Genomic DNA, 17,397 nt, shown 5'->3' with positions numbered 1-17,397 from the left:
TGATCACTCGAACATTTACTCATCGGCCTGATTATAGCAAAAGATTAACAATTTGCAAGTACCAATTTATCAGATTTTAAGCTAATCCAAGATCAACAAATCATTGTGATTGCTCTGCCAACCTTGGATTATGTGCTTAACCTAGATTTTGTGATGGACTTGATTTTGGGTTTGCTATACGTGCGGTTGAGTCAAATGCTACTGCCCACCAAAGTGCAATCAACCCATATAATTTATAGGAAAGCAGCAGTGCCCAAAACACCCCATGATAGCCGCGATCATAGAATGTCCACTGGTTACCAATACTCAAACTCACCAATGCTAAACCATACAATCCAAAAATTGACCATGATGGCAATTGTTTAGTTTGTTGTACGCGCACCAATAATTGAAACACAGGAATAATTAACAAGACTTGATAGTGAATCCAAGTTGATGGCAAAATCATCAACATCGTAATAATCCATAAGCCAAAGCCATCGGCGGCTGACATTTTGCGGCTAAACCACCAAGTTAAACCACTCAAGCCTAGGGCCATGGCATATGTCAATAGCTTAACTGTCGTTGAAGTATCTGGAGTTAATCCAATGGTCGGGTTGATTAATCGATTGAGCCAGCCATTCCAAGTTTGGTTTTCAACCCAGCCCGTACCGCCACTCGTCGTTGGCAAAACATGTTGAATAAATTGAGCGTGTACATCCCAACCTAATACAATTACACTTAAAACGATAATTCCAAGACATGTTGCCATAAAAGCCAATCCGGCTCGCCAGCGTTTGGTCATAGCAACTTGGGCTAGTAAATAGGCTGGATACAGTTTGAGCATTGTGGGGATTGCAATCATGGCCGCAAACCAATTCCACCGTTCTTTCAATAAAGCAATCGTTGCAATTACCAGCGGCAATAACATCAACATATCAACTTGACCATAGCGTAAACTATCATTAATTGGCTGAAAGACCAATAACATAAAGCCCAAGCCAATTGCTACCCACGAACGCCAATGTTGCTGATAGCCACGCATTAAAATAACACTAGCAATCAACATAATCACAATATTAAATGCTCGCCACGATTGGATTGCTGGCGTAAACGTCAGCGAGGTAAATGGAGCCATAAAGAAAACAAAGAACGGCGGATATTTATAAGTATTACTAAATGGATTTGCTGCAATCGCCTCGAAATCATATAAACCTATGCCTTGAATATAAGCACGTGGCCCGCGAAATAAAGCCTTGAAGTCGTCAGCATAATCACGTTCAAAAACATACATATAATTCAATATTCCGTAGCCAATAATGCAAATTGCTGTAATCGACCAGAGTATTTTATGATATTTCTGTGGAATAATTGGTAAGAGCAATACTGCAATCCCCGTAATTGTTCCTAGATTCCACCAGGTTAGCCAATCGGTAAAGCCATAAAAATAGAGTAAGTATCCTGATATGATGCTGCTGGCACCAAACATTAATAAAATAACTTTTTGAATCGGTATCAATGCTGAGCGATAGAGATAGTTAAGCCATGCCACGAATGCTGCTAAAACAAAACTCCCAATTGCCAAACTTACAAGCTGAGGCTCAATCAATGGTGCTCGCCAAATCCATAAACCAATAATGCTAAAAATGCTGAGAAAACTTAGGCCACTAGCAAGCAGCATATGGCGTGGAAAAAGTTGAATTAAGAGCCAGAACCACAATCCAGGCAAAAGACAACTAACAATCAAAAACCCTAATGGTGGCAATCCCCATGGCGCGGCAAGATTTTTGATTTCAAACAGATCGAATAATAAGCCTAATTTACGCCCATCAGCACTAACTTGGGGAATAATACTATCGATATTAATTTTAAGATGACCCCATGGATCACGTTGCTCAGGAATATAGACATGATAACGTCGCATTGCCAAATCGATATGTTTTTGTGGATCTAACGTGATTAAATGCTGATCTCCAAGATTTAGTTGCACTTGCTGGGCATTAGGATGAATTGTTCCATTAAATGTTAAAGCAGTTGGGCCATGTTGAAATGGCACGGCGATTTGTGCCTTTTCTTGAGTCCAACGATAACTAAAAAACTCATTTGTTTCTCGTTCGTTAAATCCCGTTAATCCATCTTGATCGGCGACTGAACCTAGGTCAAACCAATAATGACTAGTTTGATTCCAGCCAAGCCAAATCAAGCCAATTAATCCGATCCATGCACCAATTAATCTATAAAGTTGCTGCTTCTTCAGCACAGTGTTTGACACAACAAGATTCTCCCTGTGGCCTAAAAACCATTCCGATTATAATACCACTAGCCTGCCAAGCTTCGATCAAGCGAGCTATGCTACAATAGCAGCTTAGGACAATCTGCTAGGGCTGATATATTATGCGAATCTGGGCTATTGCCGACTTGCACCTTGCTGGCGGGCAGGATAAACCAATGGATGTCTTTGGTGCTCATTGGCGTAATCATGCGGCAACCATCGCCAAGGCTTGGCACGAATGCGTTGCCACCGATGATCTGGTGTTGATCGCTGGCGATATTTCGTGGGCTATGCATCTCAACGATGTTCGCGCCGATCTCGCTTGGATCGAGGCGCTGCCTGGCAAAAAGGTGCTGTGCAAGGGTAACCACGATTATTGGTGGAGTAGCAAAAATAAGGTTCGCGCCATCCTGCCACCCTCATTGCAGATTGTCGATTGCGATGCAGTGGTTGTCGATCAGATTGTGGTTTGTGGGACGCGTGGTTGGGCTGTGCCAGGCGACCGCGATTTCGATAAAACCACCGATCAGCGGATTTATGAGCGTGAACTTGGGCGCTTAGAACGGGCTTTGGCTGGAGCACAGGTGCTGGCCGAAGATGTTCGCCCAATCTATGTGTTACTACATTTCCCGCCTTTCCGCGATGGCCAGCCAACCGAATTTGCCAAACGCATCGCCGCTGCCAACGTTCACACCTGTGTTTATGGCCACTTGCACCAAGCCGAACAATGGGCCAATGCCACAACTGGCCAGGTCGAAACGGTTTTCTATCAATTAACTGCCTGCGATGCCCTCGGCTTTAAACCACTGCTATTAAGCGATAATCCTTAAGTTTTTCTAAAGATCCTCTTGACAAACTACTGTTTATTAATATATCTTTACTTTGGGAGCGGTCTCAAAGTAGAAAATTAACCGTGATGCTGCTCAAACGTCCTTTTTATCATCGCACCAGTCTGCCGCATTGCACGCTTGATCAAGGAGGATCGATGAACAGCCGACGACGTTACTGGTGGATAGTGCTGATGCTCGGATTAATCGCGGGACAATTCAGTTGGTGGCAGTCAAGCAGCGGTCAAACCAGCCCCCAAACCTTACGGGCAGCGGCTGGTACGTTTTTAATTGGCAGTGCTGCTGATAGTGATTTTTGGAACTTCAGCGATGGCGCTCAATATGAAGCCATTTTGGGTAACCAGTTTAATATTTATACCCCAGGCAACCAATTAAAGTGGGATGCCGTGCACCCTCAACGTACAACCTATAATTTTGCCCCGGTTGATCGACATATTCAAATTGCCAAAAGCTATGGTCAGCAAATCCACGGCCATACGCTGCTTTGGCATCAACAAAACCCCGGTTGGGTTGCCAACCAAACCTGGACAGCCAGCGAACTGACCAGCATTTTGTATGATCATATTGATACGGTGGTTGGCCGCTACAAAAACGATATTGCCATTTGGGATGTGGCCAACGAAGTATTTGATGATAGCGGCGTGTATCGGCGCTCGTTTTGGTATAACATTATTGGTCAAAGCTATGTTGAATTGGGCTTCAGACGTGCCCGCCAAGCCGATTCAGATGCGGTGCTGATTTACAACGATTACAATATCGAAGAAGTTAACGCCAAATCGAATGCAGTCTATGCCATGGTCACTGACTTTTTGGCGCGTGGTGTACCAATCGATGGGATTGGCTTTCAAATGCACTTGCTTGGATCAGGCATCAATTACAATAGCTTTGCCCAAAATATGCAGCGCTTTGCCGATTTGGGCTTGAAAATTTATGTAACTGAAGCCGATGTGCGTTTGCAATTGCCCGCTACCAGCACAAGTTTGGCTCAACAAGCAACAGTCTATCAAAATGTGCTTGATCGTTGTTTGCGCCAGCCAGCTTGCCAAGCCTTTCAATTTTGGGGCTTCACCGATAAATATTCGTGGGTTCCGAATACCTTCCCGGGTTATGGCGCGGCCTTGATTTACGATGAACAATACAATCCTAAGCCAGCGTATACCGCCATTTACAATCGTTTATTGCAAGGTCGGGGCGGCACGCCAACTCCAACCAGTGCCCCAACTGCTACGCGTACCCCAACGGCGCAACCAACCGCAACCCGTACCCCGACCAATACAGCGGTGCCAACCAACACGCCGACTAGCAGCCCAACCCCCACTCAAACAGCACCCAGACCATCGCTGATTTTGAGTGCGCCCAGCCAAGTGACCCTTGGACAAGTCTTTACCTTGACGATTCAATACGTGAATATTGGCTTGCAATACACCACCGTAACCAGTAGCCCAGCTGGCTTGGTGCAGCTTGATCCACCGTTGAGTATGCCTTGTAAATATAACCAACACCCAACTCAATGCAAAAATATCACCTTTAAAGCAACTGCACTTGGCACAGTCCAATTGAATGCTAGTGCAACCGGCGAAGTACCAATTGCTGGTGGTGGTTGGGCTTGGGGTTCAGCGTTTGCCCAAAATCCCGTCAGTGTTACCATTGTTGATACTATTCCGACTAATACCCCAACTCCAACGCTCACGCCAAGTCCAACCCCAATTAGTGGCGGTTGCCGCGTCAACTATGCGATCAACAGCCAATGGGGCAATGGATTCGTGGCCAATGTAACGGTGACCAATGCTAGCAACACGCCGATTAATGGCTGGGTGTTGAATTGGAGTTTTGCTGGCAATCAGCAAATTAGCAATGCTTGGAACACCAGCCTAACCCAGACTGGTAGTGCGGTCGCAGCGCGTAACGCTGGCTGGAATAACCTTATTGCTGCCCAAGGCTCGACCTCGCTTGGCTTCCAAGCCAGTTATAGCGGCACAAATGCTATTCCAAGCAGCTTTAGTTTGAATGGCGTTGCCTGTAGCATCGTGCCATAATAGTGTCTGAGTAAATCCAACCAGCCCCTACTTGAATCAATTTCAAGTAGGGGCTATGTATTGGATCTAGCTAAATCGAGCTAATCAGGCTAAAATTAAACCCATGAAAAAGCAGCCAAAACGCCCAAATCTCGTGAATTTGATTGAACAGCGCCAGTTTGTCGAAGCCTTAGCCGCGTTGAAAAATTTTGCGCCTTGGTCGCGGGAATATTTAGATCAAGCGTTAATCGCAACAGCTGCAACAAATTCGCTCGACTTGCTTGATAGCTTGTTGAGCGCGGGAGCCAACTCAAATCGAGCTGATCAATTTGGGCGAACTGCCTTACATTGGGCGGCTGAGCTTGCCAATACCGCCATTATTGTGCATTTGGTTGGGTTTGGGGCGAAGATTCAAGCAACAACTAACTATGGCTATAACGTATTGCATTATGCAGTTTTAGCCCGCCAAGCAGGCTTAGTCGAACGACTGCTTGGGTTGGGAGCTGATCCGACCGCTCAATTATCAGCTGGCAGACGGGCAACTTGGACGGCGCTACATTTTGCCTATGCGCTTGAAGATTGGCGTTGTATTGGATTATTGACCCCGCTAACTCCCACGATTTTGCCGCCAGCCGCCGATGCTCATCGGATTAAAGGCACGTACGATGTGGTTATGGCAACGAACGATTGGCATACCCCACGCCCTATTAGCCCAATGACCCAGCGTTGCCCAGCATGTGCTGAATTGATGATCTACAATACTGGGCATACTTTTGATGATTCTGGTATTTTAGCTGATCGAATTGAGTTATATCGATGTGCCAACTGTGGCGAGCAATTTTGGTCAGATAGCACCGCCCGCCGAGCACAGCCATTGCATCCAATCGATACTTTTGATTTTAAACGGGGCGAAAGAAAGATCCTCAAAAGACGTTGAGTAGTGGTTGTTGGTTAAATAAACCAGCGCCACTGAATTTTTGCTCAATGGCGCTGGTTGCAATAAGTATTTAGCGCACGCTGACGGCTGAAGTTGCGTTAGCGCTGGTTTCGCTGGTGGCAACGGGCGTTTGTACCAACGGGCGTTTGAGCGCATACAAGGCGGCGGCTGTCACCACTGTGCCCACCAAAATTGCCACAATATACAAGCCCAAACTGCCAACTGCATTGGGAATTGGCAGCACGAACACGCCGCCGTGTGGCACTTGCAGCGTTGACCCAAAGCTCATCGAGAGTGCTCCCGTGACAGCTGAGCCAAGCATAATTGCTGGAATTACGCGGAATGGATCGCGTGCTGCGAAGGGAATTGCGCCTTCGGTGATAAACGAAATACCAAGCACTGCTGCTGCCTTGCCAGCTTCTTGTTCTTCGGCGGTAAAGCGATTTTTGAACAGCAGCGAGGCCAAGGCCAAACCAAGCGGCGGAGTCATGCCAGCGGCCATTACGGCAGCCATTGGAGCATACACATTGCTAGCCAATAAGCCAACCGCAAAGGTATAGGCGGCCTTGTTGACTGGCCCACCCATATCGAAGGCCATCATTGCCCCAAGCAACAAGCCCAGCAAAATCGCATTCGAACCTTGCATTCCAGCCAGCCATTCATTTAACCCATTATTGATTGCACTAACAGGCTTACCAATCACATAGATAATTAATAAACCCACAATTGTTGAGCTAAGCAAGGGTAAAATTAACACAGGCTTGAGCCCAGCAAGGGTCTTGGGTAAACGAATCGTATCATTGAGCCATGTTGTCGCATAACCCGCCATAAAGCCAGCAATAATTCCACCAATAAAACCAGAGCCTGTACTGACTGCTAACATTCCGCCAATCATTCCAGGTGCTAGACCTGGCCGATCGGCAATTGAGAAGGCGATGAAGCCAGCTAAGATTGGTACCATCAATGACATGCCTGAACGCAAGCCAATTTGAACCAATGCCCCGCCCAAGGTATCTTTATATTGATCTTCAACAACATTGATTCCACCGAAAGCGAAAGCAATTGCAAGCAATAAGCCGCCTGCAACCACAAATGGCAGCATATACGAAACCCCAGTCATCAGGTGTTTGTAGGGGCCGGAGCGGCTGGCCGAGCGTTGAGCTTTGAGATCATCAACGGTATCCGCAAGGTTGGCTGAGCCGCTGGCGCTATAGGTTTTGGCTTGATCAAAGGCGGTTTTGACCATTCCCTGACCATCGGTAATCGCTGCTTTGGTCGAGGTTTCATAAACCCGCTTGCCCACAAAGCGCCCAAGATCAACTTTGGTATCAGCGGCGATAATCACCAAATCGGCTTCACGAATATCGGCCTCAGTCAGCACATTTTGCGCACCAACCGAGCCTTGGGTTTCAACTTTAATCTGATGACCAAGGGCTTCTGCACCACGTTGAACCCCTTCGGCGGCCATAAATGTGTGGGCAATACCAGTTGGACATGAGGTGATCGCAACAATGCGTGCCATGGGATGCTCCTTATAACGAGGGTTCGGGGGTCAGGGGCTGGGGATCGGTATCCCCTTCAATGTCAAGCGCCTGTTGCCAAACCCACGGATGTTCCGCTAGCCAATAGCCAAAAATCGAGGGTTCGGGGGCTAGGGGCTGGAGATCAGATCTCTGTTAATGCCCCAAATGCTTAGCCAAACCCACGGATGTTCCGCTAGCTAATAGCCAAATAATAGGGTTCGGGGGTCAGGGGCTGGGGATCGGTATCCCCTTCAATGTCAAGCGCCTGTTGCCAAACCCACGGATGTTCCGCTAGCCAATAGCCAATAGACTCATCATCTTCGCGGTTTCAACGTCTGATCCCTGCCCCCTGATCCCTCGGCTTTTGATTCTGCCTTCTGCCTTTATCCCTCATAATTCATAATTCATCCTTAAATTAGAGTGGAACACCTTTAAGTTGATTTGCGCCACGTTGTAACACATCAAGTTGCGCATTGCACGGGCGAATCACCACATCGGCGCGAATCTGCTCGACAATTTCGGCGGCGGGTAAGTTGCTGCCAAGCTGAGTGATTTTGGCGGCAGCAAAAGCCGTGGCCAAGCGAGCACTCGCCGCGAGATCAAGCCCTTGGGTTTGGGCAGCAACCAAGCCTGAAACCATGGCATCGCCTGCGCCGACAGTGCTTTGAACCGCCACGCGAGGCGGAATCGCCACCAAACTTTGGGCGTTATCCAAAAAGAGTGCGCCATGTTCGCCCATTGAAATCACCACTAGTTTGATGCCATGGCTGAGCAATTCGCGGCCTGCTTTGGCGGCGGCTTGTTCGCTGGTCAGCGGGTAGCCCACAAATTGCTCAAGTTCAGCAAGGTTGGGCTTGGCGATGGTTGGGGCGGCGGCCAGCCCGTAGCGCAAGGCCTCGCCGCTGGTATCCAACACAACCTGCTTGCCTGCGGCGCGAATAATTTCGATTAATTGGCCATAAATTGTGCTGGGAATACCTGGCGGCACGTTGCCTGCCAAAATAAACCATTGGTTATCGTCAGCAGCCAAGCGTTTGATCGTGGCGCGAATCGCATCCAATTGCTCGTTGGTTGGGGTCAAGCCAGGCAAATTAATTTCTGTGGTGCGTTGGGTTTGTTGATCGCTAATTTTGATGCCAACCCGAGGCTGGCCTGGGATGCGAATAAATTGGTCGTCGATCTGTTTTTCGGCAAACAATTTATCGAATAATTCGGTATTTTGGTCGCCCAAAAAGCCAGTTGCCACCACCTTATGGCCGTTGGCGGCTAGCAGCGAGGCGACATTCACGCCTTTGCCACCAGCATGGCTCTTGAGATCATAGGCCCGATTGACGGTTTCCAGCTGAAAATTGTTGATAAAAATCGTTTGATCGATGGCAGGATTGAGGGTTAGAGTGACGATACTCATAATTGATGTACCTCGGCAGCACTGCGACATGCCAAGGCACGTTGCGCGAGTGCTTGTAAATCGGCCAAGCTATGTTGACGAATGGCGGCTTTGAGTTCGGCGATGGCTGGCACGCTGACGCTGAGTTCATGCACGCCCAAGCCCACCAAAATCAAGGAACCACGGGCATCGGCGGCAATGCCACCACATACGCCAACCCATTTGTTGTGGGCGTTGGCGGCGCGGGCGGTCAGGTCGATCATGCGCAGCACCGCTGGATGCAGGCCATCAGCTTGGCTAGCTAATTGTGGGTGTAAACGATCCATTGCTAGGGTGTATTGGGTCAAATCGTTAGTGCCAATTGAGAAGAAATCAACTTCTTGGGCAAATTGTTCGGCCAGCACTGCCGCCGATGGCACTTCGACCATGATGCCGAGTGGCACTTGAGGCGCGTCGAGTTCGCGGCGCACTTGCTCAGCCAAATCGCGGGCGGCGTACCAATCTTCCAAGGTGGCAATCATTGGAAACATAATTTTGAGCGGCCCAAAGGCGGCTGCCCGATAAATTGCCCTTAGTTGCGGGATAAATAATTCAGGCCGAGCGAGGCAGAGCCGAATCCCGCGAATGCCTAAGAATGAATTATCTTCTTTGGGCAAATCGAGATAAGGCACAACTTTATCGCCGCCAATATCCAATGTGCGAATAATCACCGAATGGCCTGCCATTGCTTGCACCATATCGCGATAGGCCTCGAATTGTTCTTCCTCGCTGGGCGCACTATCGCGCTCAAGGAACAGAAATTCGGTGCGCATCAAGCCCACGCCTTCAGCTCCCGCAGCGGCGGCTACACTCGCATCGGCGACGCGATTGATGTTGGCGGCAATTTCGATTCGATGGCCATCGCTGGTTTGGGCTGGCTCGAAACGGGTAGCTTGAGCACGCTCGTGTTGTTCGGCTAATTCGGCTTGCAAGTTGGTGGCGGCCTCAATATCGGCGCTGCTTGGGTTGACATATAATTTGCCATTGTAGCCATCGAGAATGGCAATTGCTTCCTCAGCCAAATTCAACAAGCCTTCGCCAGCCCCAACGATGGCTGGAATGCCCAGCGAACGGGCCAAAATTGCGGTGTGCGAAGTTGGGCCGCCGCGCACCGTGCCAAAGCCCAAAATGGTGTCGGGGTCAAAGGCGGCGGTATCCGAGGGAGTCAAATCGTCGGCCAAAATAATTACCGGTGTGGCTGCATTCAAAGGCCGTTGATGATCGCCGCCGATCAGTTGGCGCAACACCCGCTGACCAACATCACTCAGATCAACCGCCCTCCCAGCTAGTACTTGATCGTCAAGTTTTTCGATTTGGGCCACGCGCCCGCTAATGACCTGATGCCAAGCCCATTCGGCGCTATGTTTTTCAAATAACAACGAAACGGTTTGTTGCACAAGGCTGGTATCGCTCAACATTTCGCTATGCACGCGGAAAATCGCCGCCTTGCCTGAGCCAATTCGCGCTTGCACTTCATCGTAGAGCGTTGACAGCTCGGCTTGGGCGGCGGCCAATGCCAGCTCGAAGCGATTGACCTCAACCATCGGATCACTTGGCCGATCTTCGATTACCAACTCGCTATGGCTATAACGGCGGAGCAAACCAATCGCCAAGCCTGGCGCGGCGCTAATGCCGTTGATCGTCTGCTCGACGGCCTTGGGTGTCCAGCGCACATCGACCGCCGCGCGTGTTGGAAGCGTTTCCGCCGTCTCATCAGCTAAGCCTTGAGCTAGTGCCTGTTGCAAACCACGCAGCGCCGCAGCGGCATCAGCACCTTGAGCTGTGACCTGAATTGTTGCCCCATGGGGAATGCCCAGTTGCAAAATAGAGATTAAGCTTTTGCCATTGGCCTCACGCGAGCCATAACGCATACGCACTTCCGCCTGAAAACGCTTAGCGCAATCAACAAAGGTTGTGGCAGGGCGCGCATGAAAGCCAGTTGGATTCAAAACTTTGGTTTCAAAAAAGGGCTGGTCGCTAGCAACCGCTACACTGATTGCTGGAGTCGTAGGGGCTACGGGAGCCGTTTCAGCGCCAGTTAATGCGCGAATCAGATCATCGGGATTGGTGGTATGGGTGAGTTGATCAACCAAGGTTTTATCGCCAAGCACGCGGGTGAGTTGGCGCAAAATTGCAATATGCTCATCGGAGCGAGCGGCGATGCCAACGATTAAGTGCACAGTTTCGCCTGGGTTCCACTGCACCCCGTTGGGCACTTGCAACACCACGATTCCAGTTTGGCGAATCAGATCGCGGGCTTCGGGCAAACCATGAGGAATTGCGATGCCATTGCCGAGATACGTATTCGAAAGGGCTTCGCGTTGGAGCATACTTTGAATATAGCCAGGCTCGATCTGCCCATTGGCAACCAGGAGCTGGCCTGCTTGTTGAATTGCCGCTTGCTTGTTGGCGGGCTGACTCTTGAGTTGGATATGACGCTGCTGTAGCTCGATCACGTCGGACTCCTTTGTCGCTGATGGCTACCCGTTGTGAGTAGTGGCTCAGGTAGGGTTGCGGGGAGAGCTTTGAATTTGTTTGCTAAAATTACTGTAATCGATTACAAAGAATTTGTCAACACTTTTCACAAGAGGGCTTGATTTTACAATGTTTTTCAGTAAAATAAGCCTATCAAGCCGCTATTTGGCTTAGGTACTAGCATTCTATTGTGAAATCGATTACAATGCATCCTAAGAAAAAGCGCACTAATCTGCTATAATGCCGCAATCGTTTTCAGCACTACAATCGACTACTGCCAAGGGGAGTCTCGCTATGTCTAGCATCAAAGATGTTGCCAAAGCAGCCAATGTTTCGACGGCGACAGTTTCGCGGGTTTTGGCCAACCATCCACATGTGCGGCAAGAAGTGCGCGAACGGGTGTTAGCGGCGGTGGCTCAGCTCGAATATCGGCCCAATTTGATTGCCCGCAATTTACGTTCGCAGCAATCCAACACCTTGGGCTTGATCGTTTCGGATATTCGTAATCCCTTTTTTACCGCCGTTAGTCGCGCCGTCGAAGATACGGCCTATGCCCATGGCTACAATGTGCTGCTCTGCAACACCGATGAAAATCCTGAAAAAGAATTGCTATATTTGCAACTGATGGGCGATGAGCAAGTAGCTGGGGTAATTTTCTCGCCCACCTTACAAACTCTCAATCGCTTTCATGAATTGAATTTGAGCTTTCCGACGGTATTAATCGACCGTTCGTTGCGCAGTGGCGATGTTGATGCCGTGCTGTTGGATAATGTGAGTGCTGGCTATACCTTGGCTCAACATCTGATCAATCAAGGCTATCGCCGCATCGGGGCGATTTTTGGCGAGGCCAGCACGACTGGGCGCGAACGCCAGCGCGGCTTTGAAGATGCCTTGCACGATGCAGGCATCAGCATGCAGCCCGAATATTTGCGCTTTGTGCGGCCGCGCAGCGAAGCTGGCCATAGCACAACCTTGGATCTCTTGCGTTTGCCGCAACCACCAGAGGCTATTTTTACCAGCAATAGCCTACTGACGGCTGGGGCACTTCAAGCCATTCGCGAACGGCGTTTGCAGCTGCCTGAGCAAATTGGTTTGGTTGGCTTCGATGACACTGCCTGGGCCAGTTTGGTGCAGCCAGCGATCACTGTTCTAGCTCAACCAACCGATGAAATTGGCCGCTCAGCGACTGAATTAGTCTTGCAACGGGTTGCTGACCCACAACGCCCAACCCGCAAAATTATTTTGCAAGGCGAGCTAATTGTGCGCGAATCGAGCGTCGAGCAGCGAGTAAGAGCCTAATGTTTAACCACGAAGGCCACGAAGAACCACAAAGATAACTAACTTCGTGCTCTTCGTGGTTAACTTTCCTCCCTCATCATTCAATCCCTGCGCCGCTGCGTTAAAATCTAGCCCCTGATCGCTGAATCCTGATCCCTCTGTGCTTTTGCCTTTTGACTTCTGCCTTTTGATTTTAAAATCCGTCTTTTGCCCGACCAATTTAGGACTTACGAATTGCCAACATTATGTTAGGATATAGAGTCGATACGACCTAAATTTGCTAGACTGATTTGGAGCCTGAAATGGACACTTTTGCTCGTTTTGAGCAAGCCATTCGTGATGCATTGCTTGACACCACGTTAATACCTGCCGACTTGATCGATTTAGTTGCCCCCAAAGCCAGCGGCGTGCAGGCAGACCTCGCCCTGCCATGTTTTCGGGCGGCCAAACTGCGCGGAATTAATCCGGCCCAATTTGCTCAGACTCTAGCAAATGCGCTTAAATTTACGCCTGAGAGCCTCGTTTTAAAAGCCTCGGCCTTGGGCGCGTATGTCAACTTTTCGCTCAATCCGGTTACCGTTGCCCAATCGGTGTTGCACGATATTAGCCAACGTAAAGCCGAGTATGGCCGTAGCGCCAAAGGCCAAAACCAAGCGGTCGTGGTCGATTATTCGTCGCCCAATATTGCCAAACGCATGCGCGTCGATCACATTCGCTCAACGATGATTGGCCAAGCGATTGTTAATATTTACCGCGCCTTGGGCTACCACGTGATTCGCATGAACCATTGGGGCGATTACGATCCTCAATTGGGCATTTCGTTGGCAGCCATGCAGCATTTTCAACATCGCAATGGCAATGGCGAAAGCATGCTGGCTTCGTTGGAGCAACAAACCCAACAATATCATGCCGATGATCAAGTGCACGATTTAGCTCAGGCTTGGGCCAGCAAACTGACCAAGGGCGAGCCGCAAGCGATTAAACTTTTACAACAGCTTGTTGATTTGAGTTTAACTGCCAACCAAGCCAATTATCGACGTTTGGGCGTGGCCTTTGATGTGCAACATTGTGAGAGTTTTTATGCTCGCGAAGCCCAAGTGGTCATCAAAGAGGCCTTGCATTATCAAATTGCCCAGCTCGATGGTCATGTGGCGGTCGTCAAAGATTTGCTCGATGAACAGGGCAAAGCCTTACCCACCTTGTTGCTTAATCGCTCGGATGGCAGCAGTTTGTATATTACGCGTGATATTGCCGCGATTAAATATCGCGAGGAGCTATACCAACCAACTAAAATTATTTATGTGGTTAAACAAGCGCAAGAATTGCATTTTCGCCAAGCCTTTACCATCAGCAAAACCCTTGGCTACACCAAAGCTGATCTGGCCCATGTTGCGTGTGGCATGATTCTAGGCCCAGAACGGCGCTCGCCCAGTGGCGCACGATTTAGCACCATGATTTATCTGGAGCCATTGTTGGATGAAGCTTGCACCCGCGCCAAAGCCTTGATCAAACAAAAAGCGCTTGAATCGAAAATTCCCTTTTCGAGCACAGAAATCAATGAAATTGCTGAGCAAGTTGGGGTTGGCGCAGTCATCTATCACAATTTACAGCATGATCCAGCCCACGATGTTGTGGTTGATTGGGAGCGCATGTTGGCCTTTGATGGCAATAGCTCAACCTATTTGCAATACATGCATGCCCGCTGCTGCTCCATTTTGCGCGATTTCGGGCGCATTCCCCAAAACTACGATGGACGGGTGCTGACCCATCCGGCTGAGCAAGCGTTATTGAAAGAGCTAGCCCGCTTGCCGCAGGTAATTGTTGATGCGGCTGAGCGTTATGCGCCGTTCGTGGTTTCCGATTGGCTGTATGCGACGGCCAAAGCTTTTGCGGTGTTCTACGATAGCTGCTCGGTTTTGAAAGCTGAAACTTTAGCGCTGCGAGCCGCACGCGGCCAATTGGTTGCTGCCACTGCTCAAGCCTTGCGCAACGGCTTAGGTCTACTCTCCATCGCCGCCCCCGAGCGGATGTAACATTTCTTACCAGGAGCAATGGTCAATTTAGGTGATTGATCATTGCTTCATCCTCAACATTTCACATTGACGATTAACCTTTGTTTGCAACGTTTACGCTAAACTCACGTAGAGAAGCGCGAGAGCCACGACAACAAAGGAGTGTCGCCATGAAAATTCTGTTACTTGGGTTGGTGCTCTGCGCCGTAGTGAGTGTCGTTACGTTGGTGATTATGGCATTTGTTGCCAAAAAGCTCTTACACACCCGTAATCTCAAAGGCCTCTATAACCAATTTGCCTATCGCTTCAAAGGCTCGAAGCATCACTATCCGTCACGCAACCAATATTATCAATCACACGATTACAATCACTATCGACCAAAGCATAAGAAAAAACACTACTATGGTCATCGCCATGGTCACGACGACGATTACGATGATGATTATGATGACGATTAGAAATTACTAAATTGGCATTGTAATTATTAACGAGAGGAGTAGGTATGCACTTTTCGTTTGATATTAGTGGCATTTGCTGTTGTATTCCGATTATTGCCTTGGTTGGCTTGCTCATTTTCTTTGTGATCAAAAAGCAATCTGGCTCACGATCCCATTCGCATAGCTCTGGTGTTTACTGGAGTTCGAGTTCGAGCGATGATTATAGCTCCAGCAACGATTCGCATTGGAGTTCCGATAGCAATAGCGGCGATTCCAGTGGTTCGTGGGGCGATTCCGGCGGTTCCTCGGATAGCGGCGGTGATTCAAGCGATTAGTAATTGACGAGCAAGGAGAGAAATTCAATGGAATCGATAATTTTCTTTGGCGTTGTGCTTTTTGCCATTGTTATGGTTGTATCCACGATTATCAATGGTGGCAATTCGCAGTATCGCTCAAACGGACAGCGCCGCCGCCATCACCATCAGCATCAACATAACCCAGGCTTCCATCAGCATAACCACAATCATTCCAATGATCATACAACCAGCATCAGCATTGCCGCTAGTATGAATGCAGCCCAATCCTGGGATTCGAACAACGATTCGGGTGGTTCATCCAGCTTCGATAGTGGTTCATGGTCGAACAACGATTCAGGTAGTTCATGGTCGAGTGGCGATTCAGGCGGCTCGTGGTCAAGCGATTCGAGTAGTTCGTCCAGCTCATCCGATAGTTTCAGCGGCGATTCAAGCGGTTCTTGGTAATACTCGATGAATGGCTTTGTGGCGATAATCAGTTTTGGCGTGCTAGTAGCAGTTAGTTTGATCATTATACTGTGGCTGAGTCGCCGCAAATCGATCCAGCCAGCCAAAACTAAGCAACGCCAAACTCGCCAACATTATCGCTATTCAGCGCCCAATCCTAAAAGCAATAAAGCCAAACGTCGGGCTAAAGCGCAACGCAACAAACGTAATAAAGCTGATTTAGGCCAAACTCAACCGTATCAAGCCCAACATTCGCTCAATAATTCAGCCAGTAACGATCAATCCACGACTGCATCCTATTCCAGTTCGAGTAATGATTCGGTGTGGTCGGCGAGCTACGATTATTCACAATCAACCTATGATTCGTCGTCAAGTGGCGATTCGGCTAGCTCGTGGTCAAGCGATTCGAGCAGTTCATCTGATAGTAACAGTGGCGATTCGAGTGGCTCGTGGTGAGAGGATTTAACATGATTTTACAAAAACTCGCTCCACATAAACCAACCGTGATCGTTTGGCTTAGTTCACTAGCCTTGATCAGTATGCAGCTGCTCTTGCCTTTACTACGCTTAGTTTTTTCTTGGCAATGACCGTGCCTGGATTTTTGTTGTCAAGATTATGTGATTTGGATGACACCGTGCCACATCATGCTGGCTCTTCCGCGTTTTTGGTGCAACCCATCGTTTAGACCCGATATACCATGCGCTTTCTTAATAAAGCAAATCCGGCTTGCCCGTACATTTGGCGCTTGAGCAATTTTAAGCGATGGATCTGCCCTTCGACGGACCTTTACTCCATGGCTCAGCAATTCCTGCGGCGATAGGGCATAGTCGGTGCGGAGGCGGTGCGCAAATCGTTGGATGAGCGGACATGGGCATGCCTCCGTATCGCGACACCAGCCCTTCGGTGCCGCTGCATCCCGACCACGAACCATTGCCAGCAACGCCTCGGTCAGGTGGATCGTCACAAGGCCAAATGCTCAAAACTTTAATTACGAATGCCCCGCCACAACAACGCTGGACTGATGAAGCCCATCGCTATGATCCAAGTTCGATCGCGATTCCGTGGTTAATTATCAGCGGCACGCGCGATCTGATTGTTTCGCCTGCCTCAGCCAACCAAGCCAGTTTAGAACAATCTAGCGCCGCTGAACGCTGCTTGGCAATGGCGGTTGGCGCGGGTCATACCGAAATCGAACAAGCTTGCGGTAGTTATCGCGGTTATTTAACTGCTTGGTTACGTGCCTATCTTGCGGCAGATCAACAGGCATTGAGCATTTTTCAGCCAACCCATGGCGAAATTTGGACAAACCCACATTGGACGCATGTTGTGCGATATTCAGGCGCTAAATAACGCAAAAAGAGCTATACGACAACCAATCAGAGAACGAATTAGCAAAAAGGCTGCTTTTTACTTGACACAGAACGCATGTTCTAC

General features: G+C 49.0%; 14 protein-coding genes. 10 read left to right on the top strand and 4 right to left on the bottom strand.

What is annotated here, in order from left to right; all coding sequences use genetic code 11:
- Positions 1-136: 136 nt before the first annotated feature.
- A complete protein-coding gene (locus tag LCH85_23705; GenBank protein MCA0355012.1) occupies positions 137-2,251 on the bottom strand; it encodes a DUF2029 domain-containing protein in 2,115 nt (704 codons plus the stop codon).
- Between the two features lie 122 nt (positions 2,252-2,373).
- Here LCH85_23705 and LCH85_23700 point away from each other — a divergent pair, with 122 nt between their 5' ends.
- From LCH85_23700 to LCH85_23690, 3 genes are all read left to right on the top strand, one after another.
- On the top strand, positions 2,374-3,081 hold the full coding sequence (locus tag LCH85_23700) for a metallophosphoesterase (protein ID MCA0355011.1): 708 nt from the start codon (positions 2,374-2,376) through the stop codon (positions 3,079-3,081).
- Between the two features lie 155 nt (positions 3,082-3,236).
- The gene (locus LCH85_23695; protein ID MCA0355010.1) at positions 3,237-5,135 is read left to right on the top strand and encodes an endo-1,4-beta-xylanase; all 1,899 of its coding nucleotides are present in this window, start codon (positions 3,237-3,239) and stop codon (positions 5,133-5,135) included.
- A gap of 103 nt (positions 5,136-5,238) precedes the next feature.
- Positions 5,239-6,051 carry an ankyrin repeat domain-containing protein gene (locus LCH85_23690; protein MCA0355009.1) on the top strand — a complete coding sequence of 271 codons (813 nt, stop codon included), beginning with the start codon at positions 5,239-5,241 and terminating at the stop codon, positions 6,049-6,051.
- A 70-nt stretch (positions 6,052-6,121) separates the two neighbouring features.
- On the opposite strand, the gene LCH85_23685 is transcribed toward LCH85_23690, so the two are convergent.
- From LCH85_23685 to ptsP, 3 genes are all read right to left on the bottom strand, one after another.
- Positions 6,122-7,573, bottom strand: coding sequence for a fructose-specific PTS transporter subunit EIIC (locus LCH85_23685; protein MCA0355008.1), 1,452 nt, complete (start codon positions 7,571-7,573; stop codon positions 6,122-6,124).
- A gap of 416 nt (positions 7,574-7,989) precedes the next feature.
- On the bottom strand, positions 7,990-8,982 hold the full coding sequence (gene pfkB / locus LCH85_23680; protein MCA0355007.1) for a 1-phosphofructokinase: 993 nt from the start codon (positions 8,980-8,982) through the stop codon (positions 7,990-7,992).
- On the bottom strand, positions 8,979-11,456 hold the full coding sequence (ptsP, locus tag LCH85_23675; GenBank protein MCA0355006.1) for a phosphoenolpyruvate--protein phosphotransferase: 2,478 nt from the start codon (positions 11,454-11,456) through the stop codon (positions 8,979-8,981). The genes pfkB and ptsP overlap by 4 nt, the downstream gene beginning before the upstream one ends.
- A gap of 313 nt (positions 11,457-11,769) precedes the next feature.
- Here ptsP and LCH85_23670 point away from each other — a divergent pair, with 313 nt between their 5' ends.
- The 7 genes from LCH85_23670 (at position 11,770) to LCH85_23640 (ending at position 17,313) form a co-directional block, all read left to right on the top strand.
- Entirely contained in the window at positions 11,770-12,774 is a 1,005-nt protein-coding gene (locus LCH85_23670; protein MCA0355005.1) for a LacI family transcriptional regulator, read from the top strand.
- A 281-nt stretch (positions 12,775-13,055) separates the two neighbouring features.
- Positions 13,056-14,786: an arginine--tRNA ligase gene (argS, locus tag LCH85_23665; GenBank protein ID MCA0355004.1), complete on the top strand. Its 1,731-nt coding sequence runs from the start codon at positions 13,056-13,058 to the stop codon at positions 14,784-14,786.
- Positions 14,787-14,935: 149 nt separating this feature from the next.
- Complete coding sequence (locus LCH85_23660; protein ID MCA0355003.1) at positions 14,936-15,223, top strand: hypothetical protein; 288 nt, start codon at positions 14,936-14,938, stop codon at positions 15,221-15,223.
- A 44-nt stretch (positions 15,224-15,267) separates the two neighbouring features.
- Positions 15,268-15,537 carry a hypothetical protein gene (locus LCH85_23655; GenBank protein ID MCA0355002.1) on the top strand — a complete coding sequence of 90 codons (270 nt, stop codon included), beginning with the start codon at positions 15,268-15,270 and terminating at the stop codon, positions 15,535-15,537.
- 27 nt (positions 15,538-15,564) lie between these two features.
- Complete coding sequence (locus LCH85_23650; GenBank protein MCA0355001.1) at positions 15,565-15,963, top strand: hypothetical protein; 399 nt, start codon at positions 15,565-15,567, stop codon at positions 15,961-15,963.
- An 18-nt stretch (positions 15,964-15,981) separates the two neighbouring features.
- The gene (locus tag LCH85_23645) at positions 15,982-16,419 is read left to right on the top strand and encodes a hypothetical protein (GenBank protein ID MCA0355000.1); all 438 of its coding nucleotides are present in this window, start codon (positions 15,982-15,984) and stop codon (positions 16,417-16,419) included.
- 411 nt (positions 16,420-16,830) lie between these two features.
- Complete coding sequence (locus LCH85_23640; protein ID MCA0354999.1) at positions 16,831-17,313, top strand: hypothetical protein; 483 nt, start codon at positions 16,831-16,833, stop codon at positions 17,311-17,313.
- Positions 17,314-17,397 lie beyond the last annotated feature (84 nt).

Source organism: Chloroflexota bacterium, assembly GCA_020161265.1.
Lineage (GTDB): Bacteria > Chloroflexota > Chloroflexia > Chloroflexales > Herpetosiphonaceae > Herpetosiphon.
Note: the sequence above shows the minus strand (reverse complement) of the source record. Positions and strands in the feature narration are given on the sequence as shown.

Coding starts and splice junctions, on each gene's coding strand:
- LCH85_23685 (MCA0355008.1), bottom strand. CDS start 7,573: ATGGCACGCATTGTTGCGATCACCTCATGTCCAACTGGTATTGCCCAC.
- LCH85_23695 (MCA0355010.1), top strand. CDS start 3,237: ATGAACAGCCGACGACGTTACTGGTGGATAGTGCTGATGCTCGGATTA.
- argS (MCA0355004.1), top strand. CDS start 13,056: ATGGACACTTTTGCTCGTTTTGAGCAAGCCATTCGTGATGCATTGCTT.
- LCH85_23655 (MCA0355002.1), top strand. CDS start 15,268: ATGCACTTTTCGTTTGATATTAGTGGCATTTGCTGTTGTATTCCGATT.
- LCH85_23650 (MCA0355001.1), top strand. CDS start 15,565: ATGGAATCGATAATTTTCTTTGGCGTTGTGCTTTTTGCCATTGTTATG.
- LCH85_23670 (MCA0355005.1), top strand. CDS start 11,770: ATGTCTAGCATCAAAGATGTTGCCAAAGCAGCCAATGTTTCGACGGCG.
- pfkB (MCA0355007.1), bottom strand. CDS start 8,982: ATGAGTATCGTCACTCTAACCCTCAATCCTGCCATCGATCAAACGATT.
- LCH85_23690 (MCA0355009.1), top strand. CDS start 5,239: ATGAAAAAGCAGCCAAAACGCCCAAATCTCGTGAATTTGATTGAACAG.
- LCH85_23700 (MCA0355011.1), top strand. CDS start 2,374: ATGCGAATCTGGGCTATTGCCGACTTGCACCTTGCTGGCGGGCAGGAT.
- LCH85_23640 (MCA0354999.1), top strand. CDS start 16,831: ATGGGCATGCCTCCGTATCGCGACACCAGCCCTTCGGTGCCGCTGCAT.
- LCH85_23660 (MCA0355003.1), top strand. CDS start 14,936: ATGAAAATTCTGTTACTTGGGTTGGTGCTCTGCGCCGTAGTGAGTGTC.